The sequence below is a fragment of the Bacillus sp. M6-12 genome (assembly GCF_002860285.1).
Lineage (GTDB): Bacteria > Bacillota > Bacilli > Bacillales > DSM-1321 > Peribacillus.
This window is the reverse complement of sequence record NZ_PGVF01000001.1, coordinates 114,170-139,135: the sequence shown is the minus strand read 5'-3', so window position 1 is coordinate 139,135 and position 24,966 is coordinate 114,170. Positions and strand designations below refer to the sequence as shown.

Sequence of the window (24,966 nt, the reverse complement as noted above, 5' to 3'; positions counted from 1 at the left end):
TTACAAGTACCTAACCTATTATTCAGAAGGCAATGCCTTGATTTGAAAGCCATGTCCACATTTGCAGTTCCACTTTTCCCAACCGCCATAATTAGCTTCATAGGATAAGTTTTTTATGTCATCTTCTCCACATTCCATACAATAAAGGTCACGATTATACTGTTCTTCTGTATATTCGATTTTTTTATCCAACTCTTTTTGTTGTTTTAAAATGTCTTTGACTAATAAATTTACTGCATCCATTAAGTTTTTCGCTGTATAGCGTTTGAAAGGATTTGTACTTACAACCACATCATTTAAATCATCTTCTGGATTAAATTCAAATTGAATGGTAGCGAAGTTCTCCTGACAAAATACAATAGCTTCCTCTAATGTTGTTACATTCTGACCTTTTTTCATTTTCATTCTCCCCTTATCTATTCTTTTTTCTCTTTTACGCCTAAATAGGTATCCCATAGCTGACAAACACTCTTTAAATGTCTCTCTTTTTGAGAAGGGTCTGTATATGATTGAAATAATCCCATATCCAGCACTTTCACTTTGCCTTCTCTTGTAATGAAAAACTCTATATCAAAAGGAATGTATCCTTTATCAAGAATTGCTTCTGCTGACTCCCTGATTTGTTGTCGGAAATGTTCCAGGTCTTCTGGAACAAAACCTTCTTGCACAATACTTCCTTCCAGCTTCTCCATAATGAGAAAGCGATAAGAGTATCCATACAAAGTAGGAATTTGATTGATTCCTTGAAGTTTTAAATAAATAGAAGCCTCATGTTCTAATTCTTCTTCTTCCCAAGAATATTCCTTAATGTATTTAATGACATAATGTTTGTATTGAAATATGATTCCATAGTTCCCTTCTGCCATAAATTGAAAAGGATACATTCTTGTCGGGTCATATAGACCAAAAGTTAAAGCACCTTGTTCTTCTTCCAATATCTCTTTCAAGTTTTTAATCCCTGTTTGCAACATTTCTTTTTCTTCTTCTGAAATATCCTGAATAAATAAAATCTCTTCCTCCATTTCATATCTCTCCCTGTATCTATGTTTTAAATAAAAACCAGTTTTGTTTATAACCCTATTATTTTATACGAAACAAAAGGTCTTTACGCTATTAAAAAAGAGCTTACCTATTTATCAGAAAAACCCTCTCTACTATAAAAAAAGCCCAAAACATTAAGTTTCGGACTTTAATAGACAGCTATTACATGAATAGCACTGGTATTTGCAATTGTTCTGCCACTTTAAAAGCGGTAGCCCTGATACTTTCATTGCTTTGGTGGAAAAATTCATACGTTGTGTAATTGTTTTGCATAAGCCCTGCATCATCTTTAATCGACTGACAGACTTGACTAAACTCTACTACTTTTTCGTTTGAACCTTGGAAATTTATTCGAGCACCATAAATACCTTCTATTGGTTTTGAAATAACAATAACATCCTTTAATTCCATCATGAATTATCTCTCCTTTTTAATTGTTATACGAATGAAAAGTTACAATACACTTTTCTGTCCCATTAGATTTGTTACGATAATCGTATCTGGTGTTTTTATAAATGTAAGTGTAGGATACCCTACAATAAGAACTTCTTCATTTTCTGGTTCTTGAAGTGCTTTCTCATTGTTTTGAAGAATATTTTTAATATCATCTTCACTAACATTCAGTTGGTTAGCTTTTTTCACTACTTTTTCTTCTAAGACCAATACAAGTTCTTTTTCTCCTACAAATACGTTTGTCATTCTGATGACCTCCTGTGCATTCTCTCTTATCTTTATTATATCTTTGTTAAGGTATATTGTAAATACGTTTTTGTAAAAAATAATTTACAATACGATTTGTTAAAGGATAACACCTATTGTTTTGGATATATGTAGTATGATACTCAGACCATCACTTGATTATCAAGAATGGTCAAAGTATCCAGTTTCTTATTTCAATTCTTTTAGGTCTTCACCAGTCATGTCTTATATCGTATTGATTATTTAATAGCTTCTATCATTTTTACATCTTCATCCGTTACGTCATATACATGAACATTCTCTGTTGTCCCTTTCATTTTCACTGTAACCGAAGGATAACTAATGGCTTGTGTGGTTATCATACCCTTTTCAGGTGTATTTTCTTTTACATAGATAATGGTTTTTCCTTCATTATCTTCTACAGATACCACCTCTACATTAAATCCACCAGTTGTTTTTTCTCCAGAAGCAATATAAACATATAACCCATCTTCACCTCTATGAGCTAAGAATCCTCTTGTTGATTTTCTTTTCTCGATTTGGTTCTTTAAAGTTTGTGGTGCTTTTCCTTGGGATATTGTTTCATATTGAACTTTATTGACGGTAATTCCTTGGTTTGTAGATGGCTTATTCATTTCAGGTGTTGGTTCTGGTGTGTTTGTGCTGGTACATCCCACTAATGCTCCTGCTAATAATGTGATGCTTAGGATTGTTCCTATTTTCTTTTTCATGTCTTTACCCTCCCTTTATGTTTCTATTTTCCTATCATATACAGAAAGTGTTTCAATCATAAAAAATAGCCATCCAATGGATGACTATTCTTGATTAAGATTCATTTCAAATCGGATAACATTTTCTTTATCTTCTGGATTAAAAAGAGCATTACCTACAAGAATTTCTTCTTTTAGTTCCACTTCTTTTAAAATAAAATCTATCATTCTTTCGCTTTCTAATGCCACTTTTATATATTCAGCAACTTTAGTGGCTAAGAATAAGTTTTTTCTTCTTCTTTTAGTAGCAACCTCACTAACAAAGCAGGAATCATAGTCTAATAGAGTAAGAATCTTTGCAATTTCCATTTCCTGGTTCATGACTTTTACTCCATACCAAATCCCTGCAACTGGTAAGTCATCTTCGGAAACCTCTTCTTCTTCCTCTTCATAGGGTTCAACCGTAGTAACCAGTGTAATCTTTCCTATCTTTTGAGAAAGGATAGATTCTATAATGGGAGAAAGATGTTCATTATCAACAAATACGGATAGACCTCTTTCGTATTTTTGTTTTTCTCTTTCCCATTCTTTTTCTTTTCTTTTATATTCATCCAATTCATCACACATTTCTAAATATCTTTCCGTTGGACTTTTATGATTAGCTGTTTCTTTTTTTGTAAAACCAAACAATTGATTATTCTCCTTTCGGCAGGGATTCTATTACTTTTTGATAAAAACTTTCTAAATACCCTACATTATTTAGAATTTTATCTAAAACTTCCGCATCTTTTGGCAAATCCATGACAACCCATGATTCAAATAAATCCGTTTGACCTATCTTACACTTGGCAATAGATTCTTCATAATAGGACATAACAATATCACGATTACCAATCTTTAACAAAGCGAAGAAAGTGGTGTCCAACAACACTGCTGGTTCTGTTACTTCGTATCGGATTTCTTCGGTGTCTTTATCCATAAGATAAATACTTCCCATTTTTTCTTTAAAGGTTAGCATAGCCACTATCCCCTATTCTTTTATATTTCTGTCACATCAAAAGCAATTTTATTATTGGTACAACTAATAAACTCATGATTATTAATCAGTTCTCTTTTTATCATATCCAGCCTCTTTTCAGGTGGAAGATAAAACCCATCATCTTTTAACTCTTTAATCGCTTTTTTTACAACTTTTTTAAATCCTGCTTCTGTATAGTGTTGAGAAGAAAACACTAATTCTGTCTTTTCCTCTCCTTTTACCACTTGTTTTAATGTATATTGATACATACCTTAACCTCTCTTTACGCAATATCGTTTTCTAAAGGGCTATCTTGTTCAAATAAGATTAAATCTCTTGGATGTTTCAATACATGATTAAGGGTCTCTGCATTTTTAGGGAACTCTTTTAAAACCCAATGCTCGTGTAAATTGAGTTTCTTTCGTTTAGAAATATCCATTGCAATGTTGTAATAGTTTAATACATTCTCTTTGTCTCCGACTTGAAGAATTTGTTTCGTCTCACCATCCCAAAGAATTGCTGGTTGATTTACTTCTGATACAAGCTCTCCTTCTTTATACAAAAATAGCATTTCATCTTTCTCTCTAAATTCTACAAACATTTTTCTTTCCTCCTTTTAATTATTTGTGAAGAGATGTTTCTTCACATTTATCCAATTTCCTTTTTTATCCAATATAGAAAACTCCCACCTACAAGCAGAAGAGACGCATACATTAACCAATGTGTATAGAAAAACTCCAACTGTGTCATTCTCAAATTCCAAAACCATTCAAGCATACAAATCAACTTCCTTTTATTTAGATTGTCGTTGTCGTTCTAACAAAATACTGTGAGGCGTATAACCTACAACCATCCATCTATCTCTTGCATAATCATTAAGAACTGAAATTTTATGATTTTGAGAAAGCCATTCACCGCCCAATTTCTCAACTTTATCTTCAGTTACAGCCTCAATCATTCCATTCATACTTCGTAGTTCCATGTATTCTTTCATAAAAATATCATCCCTTCCTGTTTTAAGCGTGTTGCAGTGTGCTTAATAAATGTGGTGAATTTTGTTTTTGAACTTTCATATTGTCATTGAATCGGGTTTTAATCTCCATTTCCCATTCCAGTTCCCACGATACGGTACTAAAATAAACCTTAATGCTTTCAATTGTTCCTTCCATATCTCCACTCAACCAATACGAACGGATTTCATCTCCTATATGGAAAGTTTCATCCCAAATCGTGATTTCATCATAATGCTCTTCAGCATATAGAATGATTCCTTGTTCACTTTGAGATATTTTGTCCGTACAGTATTTTTGAGTAATTTCATTCTTTAATTCAAAGTATTTATCCATGTCTTTTTCCATTGGTTGCATTGTGTCTGGATTCCAACCGTTGAAATATCGTTGTGTAGATTGAAATTCTTTTTTTACTTCATTCATATTAATACTTTTCACGATATGTCTCCTTATGTTGACAATAGTCTATAACAAATATTATACTTTATTTTTTTAACTTTGTAAATTTCGCTTTGTTTTTCGTAATCAAAAAAAGAACCATTCTTTTAAAATGATTCTTCGTTAAGTTATCCGCTTTTTAGTTTTTCCCTCTAAATACTTCAAATTGTAGAGCTTCTTTCGGATTCTCCATGACTAAATATAAAATATTCAGGTCTTTTGGTAATTCCACCATACGCCAATGTTGATAAATATTGAAATCTTGTTTTTTACATAACTCTTTTGCAATTCGGTAGTATGTTTCTACATTTTCTCTATCGCCTACTTGGATAATTTTGTTCATAAAGGTATCTATTAAAACAGTCGGTCTTGAAATAACACCAACCTTTTTCTCGTCTTTATATAAAATCACGCTATCGAAATCTATTTTCCAATCAATCACCTTTATTCCTCCTTCTATGCAATTTATAAATAGTAAGCAAATGGTAATCTTCCTAAAAAATAAGAGTCTTTGCATTTAAGTGCTTACATATAGTATAATATTTATTGACTATAATCAATAATAACTGACCGTTTGTTTGTTTGACATATGAATATGAAAAGGAGTTTTTAATAATTGAAAAGTATATTCAATTCGTTATTTGGAGAAAAAACCAAAGAAGAAAAAAAGAGTTTCAGCTTTACTAACAGAGATTTAACAGAGGAAGAATCTGAAACAATAGAAGAATCATTGAGTATTCGAGAGCAAAGAGAAAAAGAATATGAATCAAAAGGAGAATCTGTACCAGACCATCTTGATTTTACCCAAACATTTATCGTTAATGAAAATGAAATACAGCATGTAGGCGTTTGTAGTATTCGTGATGGCTATATTTATGATAAAGATTTAAAACGTATTGGGATAAAAAGTTTACGAAACCAACCAATTACGAACTTAATATATGATTTACTTCGTTTAGAAAAAAACAAAGCCATCAACCATATTGAAATTCAGCTTCATCCATCATTTGGAACAAACCTTGTCATTACTTTTTATTTAAATGAGGTTCAATCTGTGCCATATGAAATAAAAGATTTATATGAAATCGAAGAAAATGAAGAAGAATTGGAGGAATACCTTCTTGTAAATCCTTTATCTTTAGAAGATTACGACCAATTATACAAAAAATTAAAAGAATTATCCGAGAAAAGTCGTATCATTTTTAATGACTTAAAACACCCCGAAGAATATGTTGGTCGTTTAGCTCTATTGGAAGAAGAAGGTTTACCAATTGATAAAGATACTGTTTACATCATTTATGATTATCAAGAAACAGAAAAAGAAGATTTTGTTACGATTATTAACTTAAACAATACAGCTATTAGACGGAAAATTTGTCTCTTTAGCAGTTGGGTATATGTTTTGAACACTAAGGAAACATTGGATTACTTAACAAGAAAAAAATAACCGTAACGAACCTGAATAGAAAGGAATGAAATGCTATGGCGACACATTGGCATTATCCAGATGTTCTTCCTTTAGAGGATTTTTCATCTTTGATTGAAGAATCGGCATTGGAATTACAAAAAGCACAGCTATTTTTAACCAAATGTATGAAAGAACCTATGTTGCTCTTTAAAGAAGCACATATCTACCTAAAATCCAATCGAAATATTGTCACTGCAGTTATGACGACTTCTTATATGAAACATGACAAAGTGAATCCTCATGCCTTTCAAGTGTATTTGGCTTCTATTTTAGATAAAGCCATCCAAGAGTGGGTACAAGAAAAGGAGATTCCTTACGATGTTCGTGTATTGGTGCGAAATCCAAACAGTTTCCCTTCTATCTTTGCGGTTTATGTAAATGAACAAGAAGTCCTTCAGTTTAATATTTTTGATAAATGGTATGGGACAAGAGACATCATTTTTACGGAAGAAGACATACGAAACAGAGAATCCAAGACTAAAACAATAAATGAAGAATCTCTAAAGGAAATAGACCAGGAACTAAAAAAATGGACAAAGATAAAGGAAAAACCAACTTCTTTAATTCGCACTCCAACTGATATATTTGTCCTTCTATTTAAACGAAAAAAATTAAACAACAGCTTAGACAAAAAAGTATCTTCCTTACAACGTCAAAAAGAAGATTTACTAAAAGATATGAGACGTGAAGAAGAATCAATTCCTGCTCAAATTGAGCATTTCCAAAAGAAACAAGACTATACGGAATGTCTTATCCCCTTCTTTAAAGAACTATCCTATTCTTTAGAAGACGAAAAGTATAACTTATATTAGGAGGTTTCCATACAACATGAGAGCAAGAACAAACGATAAAAATGACCTAACTATTACCTTAGAATGGTTGGAAAAAGAGGTTCAAAACCATCATGAACCCTACTTGGTAATTGAAGGTTTTTACAACACATGGGACTTTGAAAAAGATGAAAAATCCCCTAACTTAGAAACCATTTTAAACTTCATGTATCAAGTGGGCTACAAGTTAGTATCTATTCAACCAATGGGGAATCCCAACTGCAAAGAAATGGTTTTCTTTCAATCTTAAAACGAAAGGAGTAGAAACAGTGTCGGCTTTAGGTAATATGATTCGTGATTATGAACAAACCATAGACAATCAAGACGAGAAATTAAGAGAAATCAAAAAAATGGCGGAGTCCTGCTTTCAAATGGATAATGCTCCAACGATGGAAGAGGCTATTTTGAAAATTTTAGCCATTGTTCATGGAAAAAAGGAGTAGCCAATGTATCTATTAAGTGGTTTACATTATCCAGAAGAATACAAAGGTCGATTAGCAGTTTTGGAGAACTCGGAAGAAAGCACAATTTATGTAATATGGGAAGTCAACCAAGAAAAGAAAAGCGTTATGCTGGTTGAATTAGACCGACCTCAAGACGGTGATACCAAACACTTTCATTTAAAAGATGATAATGTGTATATTCTTGAGCCTATTGAAGTGGTAGAACGTGTGACAACATGGGAATGATAAGGGGATGAAAACGTGAAAAAACATAAAATCATGAAATTTGAAAATGGTAAAGTAACCATTCAAACCAACTCTTTCGGAATACCTGAATTAAAGGTTCGGGTAGGAGAAGAAACACACAAAATCTCCTGTCACTACATGAATACGGAAATCCATAAGATTGAAAACATTATCCAAGCAATTTTGGATTTGAAAGGAACACCAGAGGTTTTACCTATTAAAAACGACTAACAGAAAAAACAGTCATTTATTGACTGGTCTTTTTTATGTATATCCATCCAAAAGGCAATCATAAATTCATTTTTTCTCTTCTATAATAAAAAACAATAATGGCATACAAGGAGGTTGATATTTGTTTCTATGGATATGGATTTTATATATTGGTACTATTTTAATAGCACTTGGGTTTCTCTTGCGGTATTTTTGTTGAACATGATATTCTTTTCCTTTTACTACTGGAAAAAGAAGCGACTGTTTTTGTTTTTAGGATGTGTTTGTATTCTCTTTATTATAGGCTTTGAAGGATACCGTTTATTTCTACCAGATGATATAGGAAACACATTACACTGCCTCTATATCGTGGATTGTAGACCTATTAATTAAAAATAAGACCACAGAGAAAATCTGTGGTCTTTTACTATCTCTTTCTATTAATCTTCTACGACAAATCCTCTATAAGAAATATAATCTTCGTCTTCATTTTTCAATTGTTTGATAAACTTGCGACCTTCAGCTTTATCTAAGTTATCTACGCCTTCTTCTCCTCTTTCAAGAGCAAAACGCTGTTCACTGTTATTCTCTATTCCTAACACAATGTTTTCTGTTGTCACTTCTCCAAATTGTTTTAGGTAGTCATTCATTTTATATTCGCAAACTGAATTAAGAACTGTCACTAAAATATCGTTTGTTCCATAAATCGTTTCTACATCTAAAATACCTGATGTACGGTTGGATGATTTTTGATTAACTAAAAGCAGAACGGTCTCTGCAAATTGACTTACCTCTACTTTTTCTCCACAGTTTACTCGATAAATTGTTCCTTCTTCTAAATACATATATCTCTCTCCCTTTTCCAAAGTAATATACGGAATGAATATCTTATGTATAAAATATCATGGTTTGTAGACTTTAAAACTTGTAAATCATCAAAGACAACCTTCCGTATTCCCTGTAAATCTATTATATCATATCCCGAAAAGCCTGTCAAATCAAGGTTTTTTGAGTTTGTTGGATAAAAGGTAAAATCCTCTTCTACTAAAATGAAATAAATAAATAGATTTATAAATACGTATAAATATACTGTACTATGTATAAAAATGATTAATTAATAGAAAAGTAACTATTTGTCTACATATTGAAAATATAGACTACATTTTTCATATTTAGTAGATTTCTTTCTATTGGTTTTTAACCTGTATGTTTATGCACGATAATAGAGATTAACAGTCTAATAGAAATATCTTTATCTTTCTTTTTCTATAATAAATCATTAAGAAATTTGGAAAGGTGGTGTTGGTTTGAATACAATCTGGTATTTGTTTAATAAACTCGATTATACACAATGGATGATTCTTACTTCCCTTTTATTGGTTATTAGTTTCATACTTCTTAATAATTATCTAAAGGACAAGAAAAGAAATATCTTAATCATTTCTTCTATTTTCTGCTTTCTTTTTTTAATTTCTTCAGGGATTCTTTTTCTCTTAACAAAACAATTAGAAAATGAAAGGGATTGTCGTTCGTTTTATACGTATGAAGCGGTATATACTCCTGAAAAAGATGATTTTTGCCAAAAATTTATTAAAGGAAAAATTCTACCTTATGAGGAATCTCCTTTTAACAAATAAAAAACCAGCCCTTTTAATGGACTGGTCTTTTTTTGCTTAAATCATTGGAGTTCGGTGGAATCCTTTTTCAAGATTTTCTTCGATTTTTTTACTCACCTTGATAAAGAACTCATTTTCCATCGATTCATTCATAACTGTTAGCCAATGGAATACGATTTCAGAGAAAGTTTGTTGAAGTGTCCGATGTGTCCGAGCCATTTTCTCGACAAAGTTTACTTCAAACTCAATTTTCCATTCTTCTGCTTCCTCTTCTTCATTGTAATAAGGGTCTAAGTGGCCTGTATATTCAGGATAGAAACTTTGCAAATCTTCCCCTAAGAATTTACTAATTTGTTGACATGTTTCCACTGAATACTTATTGCGTAAGTCGTACCAGTCTTTTTCCAGATAGTCATTCAATTTCTTGACCCAAAAAAGACTAATCGTAGCAAAACGAATTTTTGTTTCTTCGTCTTCCACTTTCATAGCTTCCACAAATCCTTCTGTATCAGCAGAAAAGTTATTAACGAAATTGTCCATTTGATTTGCTAACGCAATCGCATCTTTTTCCTCTTTGAAGATTGCTACCATTTCTTTTCCTGTTGGCTTTGCCATATAAAATCTCTCCCTTTTTTTAAGTAAAATCCTGTTTACATTTCAAATTTGTTAATCGTTTCTTTCAATGCATCCAAACATTTTTTACAAAGCATGGAATCCATGTTATCATATTTCCCCTTCAGGTGATAAATGGGTTTTTCTTCATTACAGCATTGTTCACAAATGTCAGCACATTTTTCTTCGATTTTTTCAAGTTTGAACATATGATTTCTCTCCTTTTGAATGAATGGAAAGGAATTATAGAGCGAACTTCCATAATTCCACTTCAAATTCTGTATCACCCATATCCTTTAACGTAACATGTTTGTCTGTCACCTTCATTACTTCACAAGCACCAAATGGTGTTTGAATCTCTTTTCCAATTAAATTCGTCATTTTACGTTGTAAAAAAGTCATATTAATTATCCACCTTTACAACACCAAATGGTTTTCCTTTATTTGCAAGAAAGTATTCTTTATTTTGCTTCCAGGCAAATACAAGTTGATAAGCTGTTGGTCTTTCACCATAAACTGCCTTTTGCTCTTCCTCATAGGCACGTATCCATTCCCTATCAATCTCTTCTCTATCTCCTTCATTATTAAGAGTCTCTTCCAGCAATAGAAAAGAACCTTTAAAACGCATCATTAAATGATTCGCTTCTTTTTCAGAGAATAAAGCGTCAATCCAATAAGAACCTGAATCTTGAAATTCATCCCATTGACTTGTATCGTTTTTACGTACTTCGATTTGGTCTTTGGTATCAAAATTGCTAAGTTCCTGAATGAATTGTACATATTGAGAGTCTGTATAGTTATTGTTACTAAACACCATTCTGCCCCATATATTCTTCGGCTCTTTTGAAAGTTGTTCAATCTCATGTTTAGGAATATCAACATACTTGGATAAAATACGTTCTACATTATCCAAAATATCATTTGCTCCTTCATTACAGCCATTTTCAAAATCACTTAGAAACGGTGCATCCTTGTGTAGTCCACGTTCACTTTTTAACATTTCAATCAATTCGGCTATCATTTGTTCATTCATGTTATTTCCTCCTTGATACCGCCTTTTTATTTATGCAAACCAATTCATCACAATTTCATTTGCCTTTTCTTTTCCACCAATATCATCACAATTAATCAGTCCAAATTTAATATAATCCAGGTAGGTTTCTTTTCCTAATGCGTGTACATAGTTTTCAAAAAGAAATGGTGGATTCCCATTCTTATTTCGACTTTCCGAATGATACAACCAGCATTTTAGCTTAATCTTGGTCATATCATTGATACGCCCTTCATTATACATTTCTTGATAACTTTCTCGAACAGATTCAATTGTTATATCCTTTTTCTTTTTATCTAATAAATGTTGAAACATCCTACAGTCAACTCCTATTCGTAATGAACAACTTTTTCTTCTCTTCTTTTCACCAATCCTAAACGAACCATTTCTACCGCCCATTTTTCTTCTGGCTTTTTCCAGCCTTCACTTCGGTCTTTAGAATAACCCCACCACTCATGGTTAAGATGAACCAAATCATCGAATGATTCAATATCATCCTTTTGGTCATAACGACTATGAGCAATAAATGTGCCATCTTCTTTTGGTTCAAGTCGAACTTGTCCAGATTTATAGAAGCCTTCAATAACAAACCCATTTTTTCTTAACTCAACAGGAATGTCCTTTTCAACTAATTGCAAGATGATTTCATTGTTAATGATATTTTTCAACATGTTTATCTGCTCCTTTTTGTACATAATAGAATCTATTATCCTTTTAAAATAGCATGAATCCCACGTAGTTGCTCCAAAGAAAGTTCTTTAAACTTCGTTGCTTCAATGACATTCAATAGCTCCGTTTGCTCAATATGGTCTGAAATCTCTTGTGTAACAGGCTCTATATTGCTTCGTCTGCTCCAAGTGTCTTTCTTTCCATATTCTGTACCATCTGGATTAAAAGTCATTCCATTAGAGGTAGTAAATCTACGTTTTGGTGTGATTTTTGTAATGGTCGCCTTTTTGTATCGGCTATATCCATAACTACCAACATTCATTGCTACTTCGTCTCCAACTTGAAGATTATCCAACCATTCTTGACTCGCTCTCATGTAAATCTCTCCCTTTTAAAAGTTCTGTTTAAATAAAAAGGTGGCTCTGTTACTTTTAGAACCACCTGTATTCATTAAGCATTCAAATCGTGTCTTACCATATACTCACTTAAGAAATTCTGTAACTTTGTTGTTTTTAGATTTTCATTCTTTTTGTGAAGATAATCCACTCTGCCACCTTTTGCTAAAAACATTAGTCGTTCGTAAACTGTCATTAAGCTCTCTCCTTTTTCAGTCCAGTAGTTAATTCCTGTACAGTTGGTTGAATATAGTCTGTTTCAACACCAACATACTTTAATCCCGATATACAAACTGCCAGTTCAGGTGTCCAAGCTGATACTCTGCTAATTCTTTGTTTGCGTTCATTATCAATCATACATTCATGACCAAAACCATTTTTAGAAATGGTATATTGTGTGTCATTGTTTTTTGTAATGGCTGTTACAATCATAAACGCATCATTAAAATTAGCCAGTGGATTGAACTCTCTGCAGATAATAGGGTATTCATTGTCCTTTACATACAAGTCTCCAGAAATGGAATAACCTAAAATCTCCACTGCAATTGTATCGTTTACCTTTTGTACGTCAGATAGTGACAAAATCGTTTGTTGTGTCATTTTTATCTCTCCCTTGAAATTGTTAATGTTGAACTTTTTAATTAAAACCGCTCCACATGCTCTGCCAAATGTTTGTGTTCTTCTTTGAGTTTGCACTCTTCAATATCAAACATTGGATAAGCTCCACCAAATACGGTACAAGCTCCTAAGAGTTTCCCCCACGCATTTTTCTCTCGAATGATAGATTCATACGTTTCTTCTGGTGTTTCACAAGGTTGAACCATAGGCTTCCAGTGTAAACATTGGAAGCATTTCATCGTTTCAAATTTTTGTTCTGGTTTAGTTTCTACTGTATTTGACATATTCAAGTCCTCCCTTATTCTCCGAAATAGTGACTATCACTTAACCAAAGACGTTCTGCTACATCCTCTGCAACTGGTTTAGCTCCTCTTGGAAGTTTTGTCACTTCTGTTGGAAGCGTAGCATCAATGTATCGTGGTTCTCCGTTAATCATTGCACCAGATAATTGCATGTTGCCTGAAATTTTGCGTTGAATAGTCCAAAGTTTGTCGTGCATCTTGCCATCTGTTCCTAAAAATTGTTCAGACTTACCGTTTGTTTTTAAAGTTAAATAAATCGTTGCCATGTAAAATCTCTCCTTTTTAAATAAAATACCTGTTTACAAACTGAACTTACATTCTCCTGTTTTATAAGTTCTTAGTACATTATAGAAATTTTTGCATTCATCCATTCAAAGGTATAAATAAAACCGAAAATCCTTATCAGACCAGCTAATATGTAAAATTCCATTGTATATAGTCTATGTAAATTGTACACTATACCTATAATGAAAACAAGGAAACAAAAGCCAAAAATTAACCTATTTTATAGCTTTTGTAAGACTAATATGATTTTAAAACAGAAAGGAAGTGTTGTTGTGAAAGATTCAGAAATAAGGAAGAAGTGGCTACTTGTTGGATTTGTTTTGTTTTTTATGGATGAACTGTTTTACAGTATATCTGACCTATCTTATTTGACTTTTCTTGTGCCAGAATTGATTGTATTTGTTCCTTTATTCCTTTTAACACGTAGTAAACATCGAAAAAGAAAATTGATTTCACTTTATCTTCTTACCGCTTATTTCACTTTTTATTTAGGACTTTCGATAGCTGGTTTTCTCGTTCCCTATGTAGAGATATGGTCAGGGAATGATGCTTTGTTACAAGGACATAATGTATGGATTGTATTTACCATCAACCTTTTGACTAAAAGTTTAATCTTTATTGCAACCACCCTATTATCCATTTTAGGGATGCAGGAAATATCAGCTACTCATAAACAGAAAAAGCAATCAAATCAAGAAAATCATTAAATAAAAGGCAGTCGTTTTACAGCGATTGTCTTTTTCGTTTGTAAATAAAACCGAAAATCAAACACTATAATAATAGCAGTTCTATAAAAGTAAGGCGTTTTACTTAAACATTTTTTAAATAGGAGTGGTTTATTTATGAAACTAACTAAAAGAGAAGCAGGATTTATTCGTCAGGTTGCGTTTTTTCAAACGGTATTAGAGCAAAACACAGAAGGAAAATTGCGTAAAGCTCTTTCCATGATTCCAGAGAAAAAACATTCTTTATCGATGGGTTACTATGATTACCTTACAACTGCAGATGGTAAAAAGTCGTATGTTGTTGATTTTAAAACAACATCTGGTGCTGGAAATTTAACTTATCATGACTGCACTGCTGAAGAAGCGGAAGCAAAAGCTCTTCACGTTCTTCAAAATGGTGCTTTTGGGAAGTATGAGAAGTTAGAAGACATCACTATTCAAGGTGTTTATCCTGACACGATTTATTACAATCAATTTGAAGATTATCTGAAATGGGAATCTCAAATGGAGCAATTGGCGTAAGTATCCCAAAAGAGAGACGCATGGGAATTTCTCATGCGTTCTTTTTTTAAGAATAATCATATGTAATACAGGAAGGATGAATGTACATGACAGTTAAAGTCAGTGAATGGTCTACATTAAGTCAACCAGTAAAAACGATTTTAGAAAGAGTCGATATTAACCGAAAAGGTTTTACACTTGAAGCAGGACAAGAGTTTGAAATTCCTTATTTTAAAGGGATGATTACAACTGAAATGCTGTCTGAAATCAAACAATATGAAACATCTTCTGAAAATGAAGGGTATTATAAAACCAAATCGGATGGAGATTCACTTCGGATTATTTTTCTAAAAGGTGCTTTTGACTAAACAAAAATAAAAAAGGGAGAACTGGAAAATGGATATGGTACAACACATCATTAATATGAACAATCGGTCTAACAATAGCCACTGGTATTTTATTGATAAAGGAAGCGTGATTGTTGCGGAAAGCAAACAACGTGAAAACAAAACTTTTGAATCAAAAGATGAATTTCTAAGTTGGTTCAAGTCTTACTCTATCAATTCTATTAAAAATAGACTATCGCTTCGTTAATTCGTTTCGGATATAGTAGTAAAAGGAGATAAAAATGGAAAAGTTTAAAGAATTTTTACTAAAGGTTACGCTTTTTTTAAACAAACTTAATAGAAATAGCTTTTTCTATATTTACCAGAAAGATTGTGGTGAAGTTGTTGTTCACAATTGTCGCACGAACAGTATCTCTTTTTATAAGAGAGACGATTTTTTAAGTTGGTATTGGTGATTTTTTAAAGGGAGTGTTTATATGAACTACATTACTTATGTTTTAATGTTGAATAGCACTATGCAAGAAGGTTGGAATTTTAAACAAAATGATGCTGGTCATCTGGTTGCTTTTCATCCTCAACATGGTAGCCGTATTTTTCATAGTGAAGAAGAATTTAAAGAATGGATTGAATTTAACAATAAATAAAAAACCATTCTACACAAAGGAGATAGGATAATGGGTGCAAAAACCATACAGGAAGTTATTGATATGTTAAATAAAGTGGATGATAAAACACAAACACTTTACGTTTGGAACAGATATGGCTACTACGGAACAGATTTAACACTCGAAGTAGCGAAAGACCAAGACGAAAAGCCACTTATCCTTGAAAGTAATTAATAACCAGGTTTATAGACTATTAAAAAAGGGAGAGACAATTATGTTTAGATATGTACTGAAAAAAGAAGATGGATTTTTCCGTTGGATTCAATGGACTGCAGGAGTTGTTCCTTCTGTTCGCACTGCTGAATATGAACAAGCCATGATAGTGAGTGATGAATACCTGAATTATGAGGTTGAAAAAACAGGTAAAACACGCAGAGAGTTGATTGAGGAATACCATCCTGGAACACAATTTGTAAAAGTACAAATCACGATTGTCGAATCGTAAGAAGGAGTTTTGTCAAATGACAGCAAAAGAGGCATTTGAAAAATTAGGCTATGTCCAAAAGTTGTATAAAAATGAAAGTAATCCGTATTCTGATGGGATTCAATATATTAAGAGAGATAAAGACTCTGAAATGGATAGAGTCGGTATGATTTCAACGAAATATATTGAGTTTTATTATCTACACAAGGAACTACTTATCTACAACAAGTATGAGCATAGAGATGGGAAAACAACCAATAGTGATTCTGGAGCATTAAGTTTAGAAGAATTTAATGCAGTACAAAAACAAATTCAAGAATTACAATGGCAAACCCATTCATAAACCATAAAGAGCAGAGGGACTTATCTCCTTCTGTTTTTTTATGTGGATTTTCCCTTTTGATTGACCTACTCCCCATTACTTCCCATCTAATTAAATACAAATAACCGAGTATAATGATATAAGATTCAAACAAAACAGGTATGGCTTATAAAAAGCTATCTTACTTAAAGGGAGAGAATTGACTTATGGAACAAACTTTATTTAATCTAACACCAGATTTGAAAAAACGATTAGCAAACCGTAAAGATGATGTGATGGCATTTATGGCAATTAATTTATTTATGGAATCCAAAATGTCACCATCCGATTTAATTTTGAATCGGCTTTGTCAAAATATTCAAGAGGCTTCAACATGGAATCAGATTAAGGAAAATCAATTAGACTTTGCTGACCAGGTATTAGATATGTTTCCAGAAAATTACGATGAAACAAATGCCTTTATTCAAGAAATCACGCCATTAGAAGGAGAAGAATTAGAGAAATATCTTCGTGAAAAATGTGGATTTTTCTTTTTCCCTTCGTTAAACATTGCCTTTAGCATTGATAACAACGTGGTTGAAGAATTTGAAATTAAGCAAATCGCATAATAACAAAAAAACACAAGGATATTGAAGTCCTTGTGTTTTTTATTTTAACTTGCTGGTAACTTTCAAATATAAGGTATTTATCACAAGAAACCTTAATCTATCAACCTTTTTTAACTTGCTGGTAACTTGCACGTAACTTTATTTGTGTGCTTTATTAACGATTTCAGCCACTTGTTCTGGTGTTAATTTACTTCCTGTTACTCGTGGACTTCCACCAATGGTATTGCTACCGCCCCATAAATCATTTTCTGCCCCTTCTGCATCATTTAAGGCTTTCAAACATTTTGGTAAATCAAAATCAATAAAAGGTGACATTTTACCAATCACATAATCACGATTCCCGTTTTCACGTTCAGCAAGAATGGATACAAAGGCTTTAACTCCATCTCCAAACATACCTGTTCGGCTATCAATTCCGATTTCTTTTACATATGACCAATCAGGGTATCTTTCTAAGACTTCATATCGTGTATCAAGAGGCAATTCTTGACTGTTCCCATTTAGATATTCCATGATACGATTGCAAACGTCTGTAATGACACCCTCATACACCTTTTTGTCTTTTGTTCGTAACAACCCATTAGAACGAGCAATCTTATAAGGTGCAAACACCCACGCCAATTTACGTAACAATGGATAGTCTTTTGGATACGGATAGGCTCCTGCTGTCGTATCTAACTCATTTTCCACATTGACCAACGTGTTTAGTGCTGGATTCATGATATTGCCTGAAATATATCCATATTTTAATAGAAATACAGATAGGCATACATCTTCATCACAATCGTTTACGTAAATATCCATTTTGACTTCTCCATTTTCATCTCTAAAGAAATCAAATAAACCACTGTGTATGGCTAATCGAATTTGGTCACATGTAGCCCTTGAAGCGTAACGATTACAGTCTTCATGGTGATTAAAATTTGCGACTTTCTTTTTTGTATTTAATTTAGTAGCACTTGCTACATATCCATCTAAAGCAATTGAATGGTTATTTACTGAATTGTTGAACTCTCTCCAACCCATCGGGGAAACCGTTGGGTTCACAATTAGATTTATAGACACTAACTTTCTCCTCTTTCCTCATTGTCCTCTTTTGACAAAATATCAATTATAGATAACGTAAATCTATCGTTTCTTTTTCGCCTTTTTCATTTGTAACGGTCATTTCCTGCATCATATCCTCTATTTCTTCATCCGTCATTCCTTCAAATTCACGTACTTCACAAGACACTTTATTTCCGTCTTTATCTACCAGTTCCTTTGTGCCAATCACTTTATACATACTTTCAAATCGCTCCTTAACAGAATAAATTTCTTGTAAATATTCCACAAAAGGATGAAATCCTTTATCTATGAAAACTTTTCGATTCTCTTTTAAATGAGTGATAGCTTTTTCATAATCCATAAACTCTTCGCATAGTAGCCAAAGACACATGACTGCAGACCTTGACACGCCCTCTGAACAGCTTATCAAAATCTTTTGACCTTTGTGTTGTTGAATGAGTTCAAAGGCTCTAAGCCACATTTCTTGCCCTTTTTGAAGGTCTCCATCATCAAATCGCAAAGGATAATAAATGATGTTCGTTTTTCTTTTCTCATGAATTTGTTTCTCTTTCTTTGATTCATGAGAAAAGTTAATCCAGACATCTGCATAAGGCAGAGTTCTCCGAACATTGTTCTCAACCCCACCTATATAGAGCCAATCTAACAAAGGGGTAATTCTATCATTTCCATAAAGAATATTGATATGAAATCCCACCTTTTTTACACATATGATTGTGTTCTTTTCATGTCTGTAATTAGATAAGGATTATCTTTTTTCATTTTTTCTACAAGAATTTTTGTATGTGAATAGTTCTCTTTTAAATATTCCAGTTCACGTTCTGTAATCCCAACTAACTGCATAAAGTCTACTCTACCATGAACAGTATCAATACCTTTTGCTTCAGTATCTTCCACAACAAGCAAGGCTGTAATAGCGGATTCGACTCCGATGTGAAGAGACGTACCATTTCCTGCTATAAATTGCATAGGCTCAAAAAATCTTTCTTTCCTGTTTGTGTAACGAGCAAGATTTCCCAACATGTCAATCGCCCACATACAATCTTCGTTTGTATCTTCTTTTAATTTTATGGTCATTTCATATCCCCAACCGCTCCACTCTTGACCAAACCGTTCTTCGTTTGTGTAAAGTTCAGACATTCCATAGGTCAACAGATGTTTGTATCCGTTTGGAGATTGATAGATACTATAACCATCTAAATATTCGTCTCCACCTAAAATGGCACGACTAATCAAGACAGTACCATAATGTGCTGGTTCTTGATTAGGATAAAGTTGTCCAAACACTGCATCAATGGCATCCCACCCTGGAGACCAATCTTCTTGTTCAGAAGCTCGTTTTTTATATTCTTTTAAATCCAAAACAATTTCCCCTCCTTTTAAACCACTTTTTGTTCTTCTACATAAAGGATAAGGTCTTTTTCTGCAAAAGAATCTCCACCCAATACTGGATACACGTTACACCAGTAGCAAGGAACGCCCAATCGTTGTTCTTCTTCTTCATCGAAGCCGACTACATAAAGAAAATCCTGATTCATTTCCAAACGCTGATAGTATGTTCCGCAATTGTCATGCTGTCTGATACGTGGCGTTTTGTTAATTGGGGTGATTTTTTCTCCGATTTTATATTTTCTTTCCATGTCGTTCCCTCTTCTCTCCATCGCTAATAATGATAGATTCTTTTTCCGTAAACTGACGAATATGGTTATATAGCAAAATTTGTTTATTTGGAAGTTCACAGTCTTCGTGGAAATGTCCAAAGAACCACTCTGAATAGGATACTTTTTGTTCTAATTGATAGAAATACGCATGAGTATCATCAATTCGGTCTACCGCTATTTTGAATCTTCCACGTAGATAATCTAAAGAAGTGCTGGAACAAGTATGAGTAATGATAGTATCTACTTCATAATTTACTTTTTCCAGATTCTTTAATCCCTCTTCATATTCTTCGTTTGAAGGCATTTCACGTTTCCACCAGTTAATCCCTTCTTTTCGGTGAGCTTTATCATGAGAATCCGCTCCACCAAAGGTAAAAATACGTTTTCCCTCAAGTTCAAATACTTGACCACGCATTAAGTGAATAACACTGTCATTGATTTTATGAACCTTTCCCCCATTCCACATTTCAACAGGGTACGAATCCAACAAATCATGATTTTCGTGATTACCGTCAATGAATAAGGTTGTAAAAGGCTTTGTTTTATCTAACCACTTCAACCAAAACTGGTCTTCTTTATCCATGTTCCAAGGAAATCCAAAGTCACCAGCAATAATCACATAATCATTTTTTGTCATTTGCTTTTGTTCGGGGAAGTTTTTTGTGTTTAATCGTTTTCCTAAGTCAATTGCCCCATGTACATCTCCAGTAATATAAATCATTCATACTTCCCCCTTTTCATTAAACTTCTTTCTTTTGATTTAACAAGGTCTTACTACACGTTTACGTGTTTCACGCTGAAAAAGACACTCTCCACTCACAACGGTAACAAATTGCCAACCTTCATTGCCTAATTCATTCAATTTATCTACATCTAATTCTTGATAATGTCCTTTTGTCATTTGGTGAAATGGAACAGTTTTATACTCAAATGTTTTCATGTGTTTTCTCCTTTTGATTATTCAATCATTTTTTCTACGTTTATTTTGACTACTTTATTTCCGTACAACCGATTAAAGTCTTCTTCTGTTGTGAAGGTAAATCCTTTTACCACATATTTTGTTAAAACGCCTTGACCTTCTTTGTGGTTTTGATTAAACGTCATATATTCAATGATTGAGCCGACAGGTGGTAGCATATCCAGCGGATTGCTCCAACCCCATTTCCCACCATCACTATGTTTATTGACCAATTCTCCATTACAAATCAGTTCCATTTTCATTGCTTTACTCAACTCTATCACTCTCTCCCTATTTTTCTCGTAAATTGACCCAAATGACTGCTCCTTGTGGATGCTGATAAGGAATAGGTTCATGGAATCGTTTGGGATTTTGCAATACCCACGCATGTATCTTTTTATAAGGAGCAACCTTTGTCATTTCTTCTGGAATACAATGAAAGGCTTCACTGGATTGATATTGCTCTAACGAAAGTTCTTTACTCTCTATTAGCTCAACTGTTCCGAATACTTTTCCTGTACCACTTTGAATCAAAGCAATTTCTCCACGAATTTTTGCATTTGACCCTCTGATTTCCCATGTTTTCTTTCCTTCTAAAATCAGGTTAATCCAGGGTTTTTTAATAATTAATCCCTTTTTGGGAAGTTGAATACTTTCCTTCATGTCTGTTTACCTCTGTTGTTTTATATATCCATTATACAACATTTTAACGAATTTGTAAATTTTATTTTACACAAAAAAGGCACTGTTTTTAGTAAACAGTACCTCACTTTTTATTCAGCCAATGCGATTTCAGCCATTTTTAGAATACTTTCTTTCGATTTTGCTCCTGCTAAGAATCGTGCAGGATGACAAAAGATAGCGTCTGGTATTCCGATAATTCCACTTAATTCTTCGTCTCTTTTTCCAGCCCATTCTTCAGGAAGGTCTTTACGTGCATTAAATGTGTTTCTATCTTTACGCATAACCTGAATGTAATGTCCGTCAGGTTTTGGATACACTACAAAAAGAACCTCTTCATTTTTATCCAATTCCCATAAAGCATCTTCCCACGAACAACCTTCACTCAAAACGACAAGAGCTTTATTTGTTCGTTCTTCAAATGCCTTTTGAACGGTTTTCTTCGCACGAAATTGATTGGCTATACCCCAAATTTCATTTTCTAATAGCTGTTTGGCTACTTTTGTTGCTTCTACAAAATATTGGTCTTGATAGAAGGAAATCATATCAGGTGTTGACCCTGCAAAAGCGTCTACAAGGTTATTGAAAGAACCAACAATGTCTGAAACGGTATGAACCTTAACAGGCGTGTTTTCGATTAGATTTACTCCATTATCAAAAGCATCAATTGCTTGTACAAAGAACTCGTCAATTTGTTTATGAGCTTCTTCTACCTGGTCTTCTGAAAACCACTTTGTAAGGTATTCTTTACCGTATTTACGCCAAATCAGCCCAAAGGAAGCATAAGGAATACCATTATCACGATAGATTTTATCTACGCTATGATGGTCAAACTCTCCACCACCCACATCAAAGACAATATCGCCTTTCTCCCAATCTTCTTTATTCCGACTACGAATCAATTCATGTTCAGAAAACAACTCCATTAGGACTGCGTAAGCAAAGACATCATCTGCATGAAATGAACCGCTATGTGTAACTAAAATCATGTTCTTTTTATCATTCATAACCATTTGTATAGTTGCTCCATTCTTTTTCAATATAGTCTTCAATCATACGTATTTCATCTTTAAAGCAATAAAGATTCTTTTCGTGAGACTTCTTCATGGCATTGTATAGGGCGTTCATAAACAAATACCCTTCTTCCATTAACAAGGAAAGCAATACTTGATAATGTTCATGGTTTTTGTTGCCTTTCATACTATCCATGATTTCTCCTGCTTTTTTACTTGTGTGAAGGATGAAAAACATATTCAAGGAGTTATCTGTCTGTTTTCTTGAAAGTAATAGTACCAAAAATAACTGCAAACGAACCCATTCTTCTATAAAACCTACCAACTCTTCTTTAGCCCATGAACCTTTACGTGGCTCTGCTTTTTGGTTGATATGTTCATAAAAATACTCACGTATTTCTTCTAACGGATTCTCTTTTTTCTTTTCCTTACTCAATCTATCCGTTTTTCGTTGAGAGACTTCAACAGGTGATAGCTTGAAATGCTCCTCACATACTACATAGCCGAATCGTGGTTCGGATTGGTTATTACCCTCTGCTCCACATACGTCACAAGGATTGGTGGTTGCATACCCAAACCGTTCAAACGCTAAATTCGGAGTCTTTTCTTTCGTCTTTCTAATCATCTATTGTCCAATTCCCTTCAATCAATTCATATAAGCAAAGATTATCATTCGATAAATCTTTAAATTGACCTGTTTCCAATTCATGCTTAAACGTATAGGTTAAATCTTTACTCTGATGATACGTAATGGTCTTCTTTTCTTCTTCATGTGCTTTCATTGCATCATAAAAGGATATAAATTTTCGATACACTGTCCAGCTATTCTCTAATACCGCAGGATTTATTTGCAATGCTCTCTCAACAGATTCTTCGTTTGTTGCATTTTCTATGACGATAATTGCTCCATAAAGGATTTTCTCTACCCAAATAGGAGAATCGGTTGTTTCTGTTTTTGCTCTATCTCCTACTTTCAATACATCAATCATTTGTCCAGTTGTTAATCCTGTTTGGATTAGAACTTTATCGTTATCTATGAGTTCTTGAAAGCTGTTTTCTTTATTCATTATCTTCTCCTGCTTCTTTCATTAATTTTGCATAAACAGGCGAAAATACTTCTGTTGCTTTAGCATCCATGACTACCCAATGGTCAGAGAAAAAGCCTATTTCAGTACATAGTTCCCTTGCTTTGTTTAAGCTGATTTGCTCATGATACAGCATATCTAAAATCAAAAAGAGTTTGATTTCTTTGTCTACATTTTTGTCTTGAACCAATTGATAATTGGCTTCAAATTGTTTGTCTTTCAAACAGATTCCTCCTTTATAGGTAATCAAGTTATCTTTTTTTATCACGTTTATGGAAGTATTCAGTAATTGGTAGAACACAAGCCAGTAATGCGTAACCAATCAACTTTTGCCAAAAAGGAATATCAGTATTAAAATTCGTAGCCACTCCAATAACAAACATTTGCGTTAGAAAAAGATATAAATAATAATTCACTATCATTTCATTCACTCCATTATTTAAAAATAGAGAAAGCTATTCAAATTGAAAGAATAGCTCTCTATCATCATTTCTTTAATTGATGGATAAGCTCCTCAAAACTGTTAAATTCAAAGGTTTCTTGACCATTTCCAATAACAATCTTCGCTTCTTTGCGTGGGCGATAGTTTTCTCCTCTGCCCTCATACCCATCTACTGCAATAAATTGTTTATCGTAAATATTCCCTGAAAAATCAACCCGAACAAATCCTTTATCACCAATCGTTTTAACGCCATTCCCTCTTTTAGCTTCTGCTTGTAATTGAATCATGAAAACCTCTCCCTTTTACACTATTGATACGTTCTTTGTACGCTATTTCGGATTAATGTCCGTTTTTCTTCATGTACTCCTCACACTCTTCAAACGAATGGAAGTACGTTTCTACCCAATCATAGGCATCGTCTTTTTTATTGAGCTTGTATAGGACAAAGAACCCATCAGGTCGAATGTTTAAGCTATATTCTTCGTCTCCTGTCTTGTAAAAGAGGAGATTATCTTCTGTTCCGTCAAACATAAATCCATGACTGCTCAATGGAATCCAATCTGTCGGTTCAAATTCGATATAAACAATATCCTGCATATCTGTAATACTTTCATTGCCTTCGTCTACAAAGCGATTCGATTCTTTATGAAAAGAAACAGACATTTCGGGATTTCTTTCAACCCACTGTTTTGTTGTTAAAGTAGCCCCTTCTTCTAAAGCCTTAAATACTTCCCATTTATGTTTGAACATACTTATCACCTTCTTAGATATTTATTTTCTACTTCCATAACTACTAACAACATTCGAT

Annotated in this window: 54 protein-coding genes; 16 read left to right on the top strand and 38 right to left on the bottom strand. The window is 33.2% G+C overall.

Annotation, left to right across the window (positions count from 1 at the left end; translation table 11 throughout):
- Window positions 1–18: 18 nt before the first annotated feature.
- The 12 genes from CVD28_RS01055 to CVD28_RS01000 all read right to left on the bottom strand — a co-directional run bounded on the left by CVD28_RS01055 (window position 19) and on the right by CVD28_RS01000 (window position 5,358).
- Window positions 19–399, bottom strand: coding sequence for a hypothetical protein (locus CVD28_RS01055; protein ID WP_101590404.1), 381 nt, complete (start codon window positions 397–399; stop codon window positions 19–21).
- 17 nt (window positions 400–416) lie between these two features.
- Window positions 417–1,022, bottom strand: a complete 606-nt coding sequence (locus CVD28_RS01050; protein WP_101590403.1) for a serine/threonine protein kinase — start codon at window positions 1,020–1,022, stop codon at window positions 417–419.
- A gap of 181 nt (window positions 1,023–1,203) precedes the next feature.
- Window positions 1,204–1,455, bottom strand: a complete 252-nt coding sequence (locus CVD28_RS01045; RefSeq protein ID WP_101590402.1) for a hypothetical protein — start codon at window positions 1,453–1,455, stop codon at window positions 1,204–1,206.
- 39 nt (window positions 1,456–1,494) lie between these two features.
- A complete protein-coding gene (locus CVD28_RS01040; RefSeq protein WP_101590401.1) occupies window positions 1,495–1,740 on the bottom strand; it encodes a hypothetical protein in 246 nt (81 codons plus the stop codon).
- A 239-nt stretch (window positions 1,741–1,979) separates the two neighbouring features.
- Window positions 1,980–2,471, bottom strand: a complete 492-nt coding sequence (locus CVD28_RS01035) for a protease complex subunit PrcB family protein (RefSeq protein WP_101590400.1) — start codon at window positions 2,469–2,471, stop codon at window positions 1,980–1,982.
- A gap of 84 nt (window positions 2,472–2,555) precedes the next feature.
- The gene (locus tag CVD28_RS01030; RefSeq protein ID WP_101590399.1) at window positions 2,556–3,140 is read right to left on the bottom strand and encodes a hypothetical protein; all 585 of its coding nucleotides are present in this window, start codon (window positions 3,138–3,140) and stop codon (window positions 2,556–2,558) included.
- Between the two features lie 4 nt (window positions 3,141–3,144).
- A complete protein-coding gene (locus CVD28_RS01025) occupies window positions 3,145–3,468 on the bottom strand; it encodes a hypothetical protein (protein ID WP_101590398.1) in 324 nt (107 codons plus the stop codon).
- Between the two features lie 20 nt (window positions 3,469–3,488).
- Window positions 3,489–3,737 (bottom strand): hypothetical protein, encoded by a 249-nt coding sequence (locus CVD28_RS01020; RefSeq protein ID WP_101590397.1) that lies wholly within the window; start codon window positions 3,735–3,737, stop codon window positions 3,489–3,491.
- A gap of 14 nt (window positions 3,738–3,751) precedes the next feature.
- A complete protein-coding gene (locus CVD28_RS01015) occupies window positions 3,752–4,069 on the bottom strand; it encodes a hypothetical protein (protein WP_101590396.1) in 318 nt (105 codons plus the stop codon).
- Between the two features lie 192 nt (window positions 4,070–4,261).
- Window positions 4,262–4,462 carry a hypothetical protein gene (locus CVD28_RS01010; RefSeq protein ID WP_101590395.1) on the bottom strand — a complete coding sequence of 67 codons (201 nt, stop codon included), beginning with the start codon at window positions 4,460–4,462 and terminating at the stop codon, window positions 4,262–4,264.
- Window positions 4,463–4,484: 22 nt separating this feature from the next.
- Window positions 4,485–4,916, bottom strand: coding sequence for a hypothetical protein (locus tag CVD28_RS01005; protein WP_101590394.1), 432 nt, complete (start codon window positions 4,914–4,916; stop codon window positions 4,485–4,487).
- Between the two features lie 139 nt (window positions 4,917–5,055).
- A complete protein-coding gene (locus CVD28_RS01000) occupies window positions 5,056–5,358 on the bottom strand; it encodes a hypothetical protein (RefSeq protein ID WP_101590393.1) in 303 nt (100 codons plus the stop codon).
- Window positions 5,359–5,532: 174 nt separating this feature from the next.
- Here CVD28_RS01000 and CVD28_RS00995 point away from each other — a divergent pair, with 174 nt between their 5' ends.
- From CVD28_RS00995 to CVD28_RS00975, 6 genes are read left to right on the top strand one after another with little or no spacing between them, the layout of a single operon-like run.
- Complete coding sequence (locus tag CVD28_RS00995) at window positions 5,533–6,363, top strand: hypothetical protein (protein WP_101590392.1); 831 nt, start codon at window positions 5,533–5,535, stop codon at window positions 6,361–6,363.
- Window positions 6,364–6,398: 35 nt separating this feature from the next.
- Window positions 6,399–7,196 carry a hypothetical protein gene (locus CVD28_RS00990; protein WP_101590391.1) on the top strand — a complete coding sequence of 266 codons (798 nt, stop codon included), beginning with the start codon at window positions 6,399–6,401 and terminating at the stop codon, window positions 7,194–7,196.
- A gap of 16 nt (window positions 7,197–7,212) precedes the next feature.
- Complete coding sequence (locus tag CVD28_RS00985; protein WP_101590390.1) at window positions 7,213–7,464, top strand: hypothetical protein; 252 nt, start codon at window positions 7,213–7,215, stop codon at window positions 7,462–7,464.
- 19 nt (window positions 7,465–7,483) lie between these two features.
- A complete protein-coding gene (locus CVD28_RS27680; RefSeq protein WP_180953827.1) occupies window positions 7,484–7,657 on the top strand; it encodes a hypothetical protein in 174 nt (57 codons plus the stop codon).
- 3 nt (window positions 7,658–7,660) lie between these two features.
- On the top strand, window positions 7,661–7,903 hold the full coding sequence (locus tag CVD28_RS00980; protein ID WP_101590389.1) for a hypothetical protein: 243 nt from the start codon (window positions 7,661–7,663) through the stop codon (window positions 7,901–7,903).
- Window positions 7,904–7,918: 15 nt separating this feature from the next.
- Window positions 7,919–8,134 carry a hypothetical protein gene (locus tag CVD28_RS00975; protein WP_101590388.1) on the top strand — a complete coding sequence of 72 codons (216 nt, stop codon included), beginning with the start codon at window positions 7,919–7,921 and terminating at the stop codon, window positions 8,132–8,134.
- A gap of 419 nt (window positions 8,135–8,553) precedes the next feature.
- On the opposite strand, the gene CVD28_RS00970 is transcribed toward CVD28_RS00975, so the two are convergent.
- Window positions 8,554–8,958, bottom strand: coding sequence for a hypothetical protein (locus CVD28_RS00970; protein WP_101590387.1), 405 nt, complete (start codon window positions 8,956–8,958; stop codon window positions 8,554–8,556).
- A gap of 462 nt (window positions 8,959–9,420) precedes the next feature.
- Between CVD28_RS00970 and CVD28_RS00965 the strand changes: the two genes are divergently transcribed.
- Complete coding sequence (locus CVD28_RS00965) at window positions 9,421–9,750, top strand: hypothetical protein (protein ID WP_101590386.1); 330 nt, start codon at window positions 9,421–9,423, stop codon at window positions 9,748–9,750.
- 36 nt (window positions 9,751–9,786) lie between these two features.
- On the opposite strand, the gene CVD28_RS00960 is transcribed toward CVD28_RS00965, so the two are convergent.
- The 11 genes from CVD28_RS00960 to CVD28_RS00925 form a co-directional block, all read right to left on the bottom strand.
- Window positions 9,787–10,344: a hypothetical protein gene (locus tag CVD28_RS00960; protein ID WP_101590385.1), complete on the bottom strand. Its 558-nt coding sequence runs from the start codon at window positions 10,342–10,344 to the stop codon at window positions 9,787–9,789.
- A 35-nt stretch (window positions 10,345–10,379) separates the two neighbouring features.
- Window positions 10,380–10,550, bottom strand: a complete 171-nt coding sequence (locus CVD28_RS27675) for a hypothetical protein (RefSeq protein ID WP_180953826.1) — start codon at window positions 10,548–10,550, stop codon at window positions 10,380–10,382.
- A gap of 34 nt (window positions 10,551–10,584) precedes the next feature.
- Window positions 10,585–10,743 (bottom strand): hypothetical protein, encoded by a 159-nt coding sequence (locus CVD28_RS27670; protein ID WP_180953825.1) that lies wholly within the window; start codon window positions 10,741–10,743, stop codon window positions 10,585–10,587.
- A 1-nt stretch (window position 10,744) separates the two neighbouring features.
- Window positions 10,745–11,374, bottom strand: a complete 630-nt coding sequence (locus CVD28_RS00955) for a hypothetical protein (protein WP_101590384.1) — start codon at window positions 11,372–11,374, stop codon at window positions 10,745–10,747.
- Between the two features lie 30 nt (window positions 11,375–11,404).
- Window positions 11,405–11,707 carry a hypothetical protein gene (locus tag CVD28_RS00950; protein WP_101590383.1) on the bottom strand — a complete coding sequence of 101 codons (303 nt, stop codon included), beginning with the start codon at window positions 11,705–11,707 and terminating at the stop codon, window positions 11,405–11,407.
- Between the two features lie 14 nt (window positions 11,708–11,721).
- Window positions 11,722–12,063, bottom strand: coding sequence for a hypothetical protein (locus tag CVD28_RS00945; protein WP_101590382.1), 342 nt, complete (start codon window positions 12,061–12,063; stop codon window positions 11,722–11,724).
- Window positions 12,064–12,098: 35 nt separating this feature from the next.
- Entirely contained in the window at window positions 12,099–12,437 is a 339-nt protein-coding gene (locus CVD28_RS00940; protein WP_101590381.1) for a beta barrel domain-containing protein, read from the bottom strand.
- Between the two features lie 74 nt (window positions 12,438–12,511).
- Window positions 12,512–12,652: a hypothetical protein gene (locus CVD28_RS27665; RefSeq protein WP_180953824.1), complete on the bottom strand. Its 141-nt coding sequence runs from the start codon at window positions 12,650–12,652 to the stop codon at window positions 12,512–12,514.
- Entirely contained in the window at window positions 12,652–13,056 is a 405-nt protein-coding gene (locus tag CVD28_RS00935) for a BC1872 family protein (RefSeq protein WP_101590380.1), read from the bottom strand. The genes CVD28_RS27665 and CVD28_RS00935 overlap by 1 nt, the downstream gene beginning before the upstream one ends.
- A gap of 41 nt (window positions 13,057–13,097) precedes the next feature.
- Window positions 13,098–13,358, bottom strand: coding sequence for a hypothetical protein (locus tag CVD28_RS00930; protein ID WP_101590379.1), 261 nt, complete (start codon window positions 13,356–13,358; stop codon window positions 13,098–13,100).
- A gap of 14 nt (window positions 13,359–13,372) precedes the next feature.
- Window positions 13,373–13,642, bottom strand: a complete 270-nt coding sequence (locus CVD28_RS00925; RefSeq protein ID WP_101590378.1) for a hypothetical protein — start codon at window positions 13,640–13,642, stop codon at window positions 13,373–13,375.
- Window positions 13,643–13,933: 291 nt separating this feature from the next.
- Between CVD28_RS00925 and CVD28_RS00920 the strand changes: the two genes are divergently transcribed.
- The 9 genes from CVD28_RS00920 to CVD28_RS00890 all read left to right on the top strand — a co-directional run bounded on the left by CVD28_RS00920 (window position 13,934) and on the right by CVD28_RS00890 (window position 17,253).
- Complete coding sequence (locus CVD28_RS00920; RefSeq protein ID WP_101590377.1) at window positions 13,934–14,368, top strand: hypothetical protein; 435 nt, start codon at window positions 13,934–13,936, stop codon at window positions 14,366–14,368.
- A gap of 135 nt (window positions 14,369–14,503) precedes the next feature.
- Window positions 14,504–14,908 (top strand): hypothetical protein, encoded by a 405-nt coding sequence (locus CVD28_RS00915; protein WP_101590376.1) that lies wholly within the window; start codon window positions 14,504–14,506, stop codon window positions 14,906–14,908.
- Window positions 14,909–14,994: 86 nt separating this feature from the next.
- Entirely contained in the window at window positions 14,995–15,255 is a 261-nt protein-coding gene (locus tag CVD28_RS00910) for a hypothetical protein (RefSeq protein WP_101590375.1), read from the top strand.
- A gap of 28 nt (window positions 15,256–15,283) precedes the next feature.
- Window positions 15,284–15,481 (top strand): hypothetical protein, encoded by a 198-nt coding sequence (locus CVD28_RS00905; protein ID WP_101590374.1) that lies wholly within the window; start codon window positions 15,284–15,286, stop codon window positions 15,479–15,481.
- A 229-nt stretch (window positions 15,482–15,710) separates the two neighbouring features.
- Window positions 15,711–15,878 carry a hypothetical protein gene (locus CVD28_RS27660; protein ID WP_180953823.1) on the top strand — a complete coding sequence of 56 codons (168 nt, stop codon included), beginning with the start codon at window positions 15,711–15,713 and terminating at the stop codon, window positions 15,876–15,878.
- A 30-nt stretch (window positions 15,879–15,908) separates the two neighbouring features.
- Window positions 15,909–16,073 carry a hypothetical protein gene (locus tag CVD28_RS27655; protein WP_180953822.1) on the top strand — a complete coding sequence of 55 codons (165 nt, stop codon included), beginning with the start codon at window positions 15,909–15,911 and terminating at the stop codon, window positions 16,071–16,073.
- Window positions 16,074–16,113: 40 nt separating this feature from the next.
- On the top strand, window positions 16,114–16,344 hold the full coding sequence (locus tag CVD28_RS00900; protein WP_101590373.1) for a hypothetical protein: 231 nt from the start codon (window positions 16,114–16,116) through the stop codon (window positions 16,342–16,344).
- 16 nt (window positions 16,345–16,360) lie between these two features.
- Window positions 16,361–16,666 (top strand): hypothetical protein, encoded by a 306-nt coding sequence (locus tag CVD28_RS00895; protein WP_101590372.1) that lies wholly within the window; start codon window positions 16,361–16,363, stop codon window positions 16,664–16,666.
- Window positions 16,667–16,851: 185 nt separating this feature from the next.
- The gene (locus CVD28_RS00890) at window positions 16,852–17,253 is read left to right on the top strand and encodes a hypothetical protein (protein WP_101590371.1); all 402 of its coding nucleotides are present in this window, start codon (window positions 16,852–16,854) and stop codon (window positions 17,251–17,253) included.
- A gap of 138 nt (window positions 17,254–17,391) precedes the next feature.
- Here the strand turns inward: CVD28_RS00890 and CVD28_RS00885 are convergent, their stop codons facing one another.
- From CVD28_RS00885 to CVD28_RS00820, 14 genes are all read right to left on the bottom strand, one after another.
- Window positions 17,392–18,318: a hypothetical protein gene (locus CVD28_RS00885; RefSeq protein ID WP_101590370.1), complete on the bottom strand. Its 927-nt coding sequence runs from the start codon at window positions 18,316–18,318 to the stop codon at window positions 17,392–17,394.
- A gap of 46 nt (window positions 18,319–18,364) precedes the next feature.
- Complete coding sequence (locus CVD28_RS00880) at window positions 18,365–19,015, bottom strand: dual specificity protein phosphatase family protein (protein WP_180953821.1); 651 nt, start codon at window positions 19,013–19,015, stop codon at window positions 18,365–18,367.
- Window positions 19,016–19,020: 5 nt separating this feature from the next.
- Window positions 19,021–19,680, bottom strand: coding sequence for a suppressor of fused domain protein (locus CVD28_RS00875; RefSeq protein WP_101590368.1), 660 nt, complete (start codon window positions 19,678–19,680; stop codon window positions 19,021–19,023).
- Window positions 19,681–19,697: 17 nt separating this feature from the next.
- On the bottom strand, window positions 19,698–19,958 hold the full coding sequence (locus CVD28_RS00870) for a hypothetical protein (protein WP_101590367.1): 261 nt from the start codon (window positions 19,956–19,958) through the stop codon (window positions 19,698–19,700).
- Complete coding sequence (locus CVD28_RS00865; RefSeq protein ID WP_257985720.1) at window positions 19,942–20,700, bottom strand: metallophosphoesterase family protein; 759 nt, start codon at window positions 20,698–20,700, stop codon at window positions 19,942–19,944. Before CVD28_RS00865 ends, CVD28_RS00870 begins: the two co-directional genes overlap by 17 nt.
- Before the next feature lie 39 nt (window positions 20,701–20,739).
- On the bottom strand, window positions 20,740–20,919 hold the full coding sequence (locus CVD28_RS00860; protein ID WP_101590366.1) for a DUF4177 domain-containing protein: 180 nt from the start codon (window positions 20,917–20,919) through the stop codon (window positions 20,740–20,742).
- Window positions 20,920–20,936: 17 nt separating this feature from the next.
- A complete protein-coding gene (locus tag CVD28_RS00855) occupies window positions 20,937–21,212 on the bottom strand; it encodes a hypothetical protein (RefSeq protein WP_101590365.1) in 276 nt (91 codons plus the stop codon).
- A 16-nt stretch (window positions 21,213–21,228) separates the two neighbouring features.
- Complete coding sequence (locus CVD28_RS00850) at window positions 21,229–21,600, bottom strand: ASCH domain-containing protein (RefSeq protein WP_101590364.1); 372 nt, start codon at window positions 21,598–21,600, stop codon at window positions 21,229–21,231.
- A 110-nt stretch (window positions 21,601–21,710) separates the two neighbouring features.
- Complete coding sequence (locus tag CVD28_RS00845) at window positions 21,711–22,631, bottom strand: MYG1 family protein (RefSeq protein ID WP_101590363.1); 921 nt, start codon at window positions 22,629–22,631, stop codon at window positions 21,711–21,713.
- Window positions 22,618–23,256 carry a hypothetical protein gene (locus CVD28_RS00840; protein WP_101590362.1) on the bottom strand — a complete coding sequence of 213 codons (639 nt, stop codon included), beginning with the start codon at window positions 23,254–23,256 and terminating at the stop codon, window positions 22,618–22,620. The genes CVD28_RS00845 and CVD28_RS00840 overlap by 14 nt, the downstream gene beginning before the upstream one ends.
- On the bottom strand, window positions 23,249–23,698 hold the full coding sequence (locus CVD28_RS00835; RefSeq protein ID WP_101590361.1) for a hypothetical protein: 450 nt from the start codon (window positions 23,696–23,698) through the stop codon (window positions 23,249–23,251). Before CVD28_RS00835 ends, CVD28_RS00840 begins: the two co-directional genes overlap by 8 nt.
- Window positions 23,691–23,939 carry a hypothetical protein gene (locus tag CVD28_RS00830; protein WP_101590360.1) on the bottom strand — a complete coding sequence of 83 codons (249 nt, stop codon included), beginning with the start codon at window positions 23,937–23,939 and terminating at the stop codon, window positions 23,691–23,693. The genes CVD28_RS00835 and CVD28_RS00830 overlap by 8 nt, the downstream gene beginning before the upstream one ends.
- A 263-nt stretch (window positions 23,940–24,202) precedes the next feature.
- Complete coding sequence (locus CVD28_RS00825) at window positions 24,203–24,445, bottom strand: hypothetical protein (RefSeq protein WP_101590359.1); 243 nt, start codon at window positions 24,443–24,445, stop codon at window positions 24,203–24,205.
- 52 nt (window positions 24,446–24,497) lie between these two features.
- Window positions 24,498–24,908, bottom strand: a complete 411-nt coding sequence (locus CVD28_RS00820; RefSeq protein ID WP_101590358.1) for a hypothetical protein — start codon at window positions 24,906–24,908, stop codon at window positions 24,498–24,500.
- Window positions 24,909–24,966 lie beyond the last annotated feature (58 nt).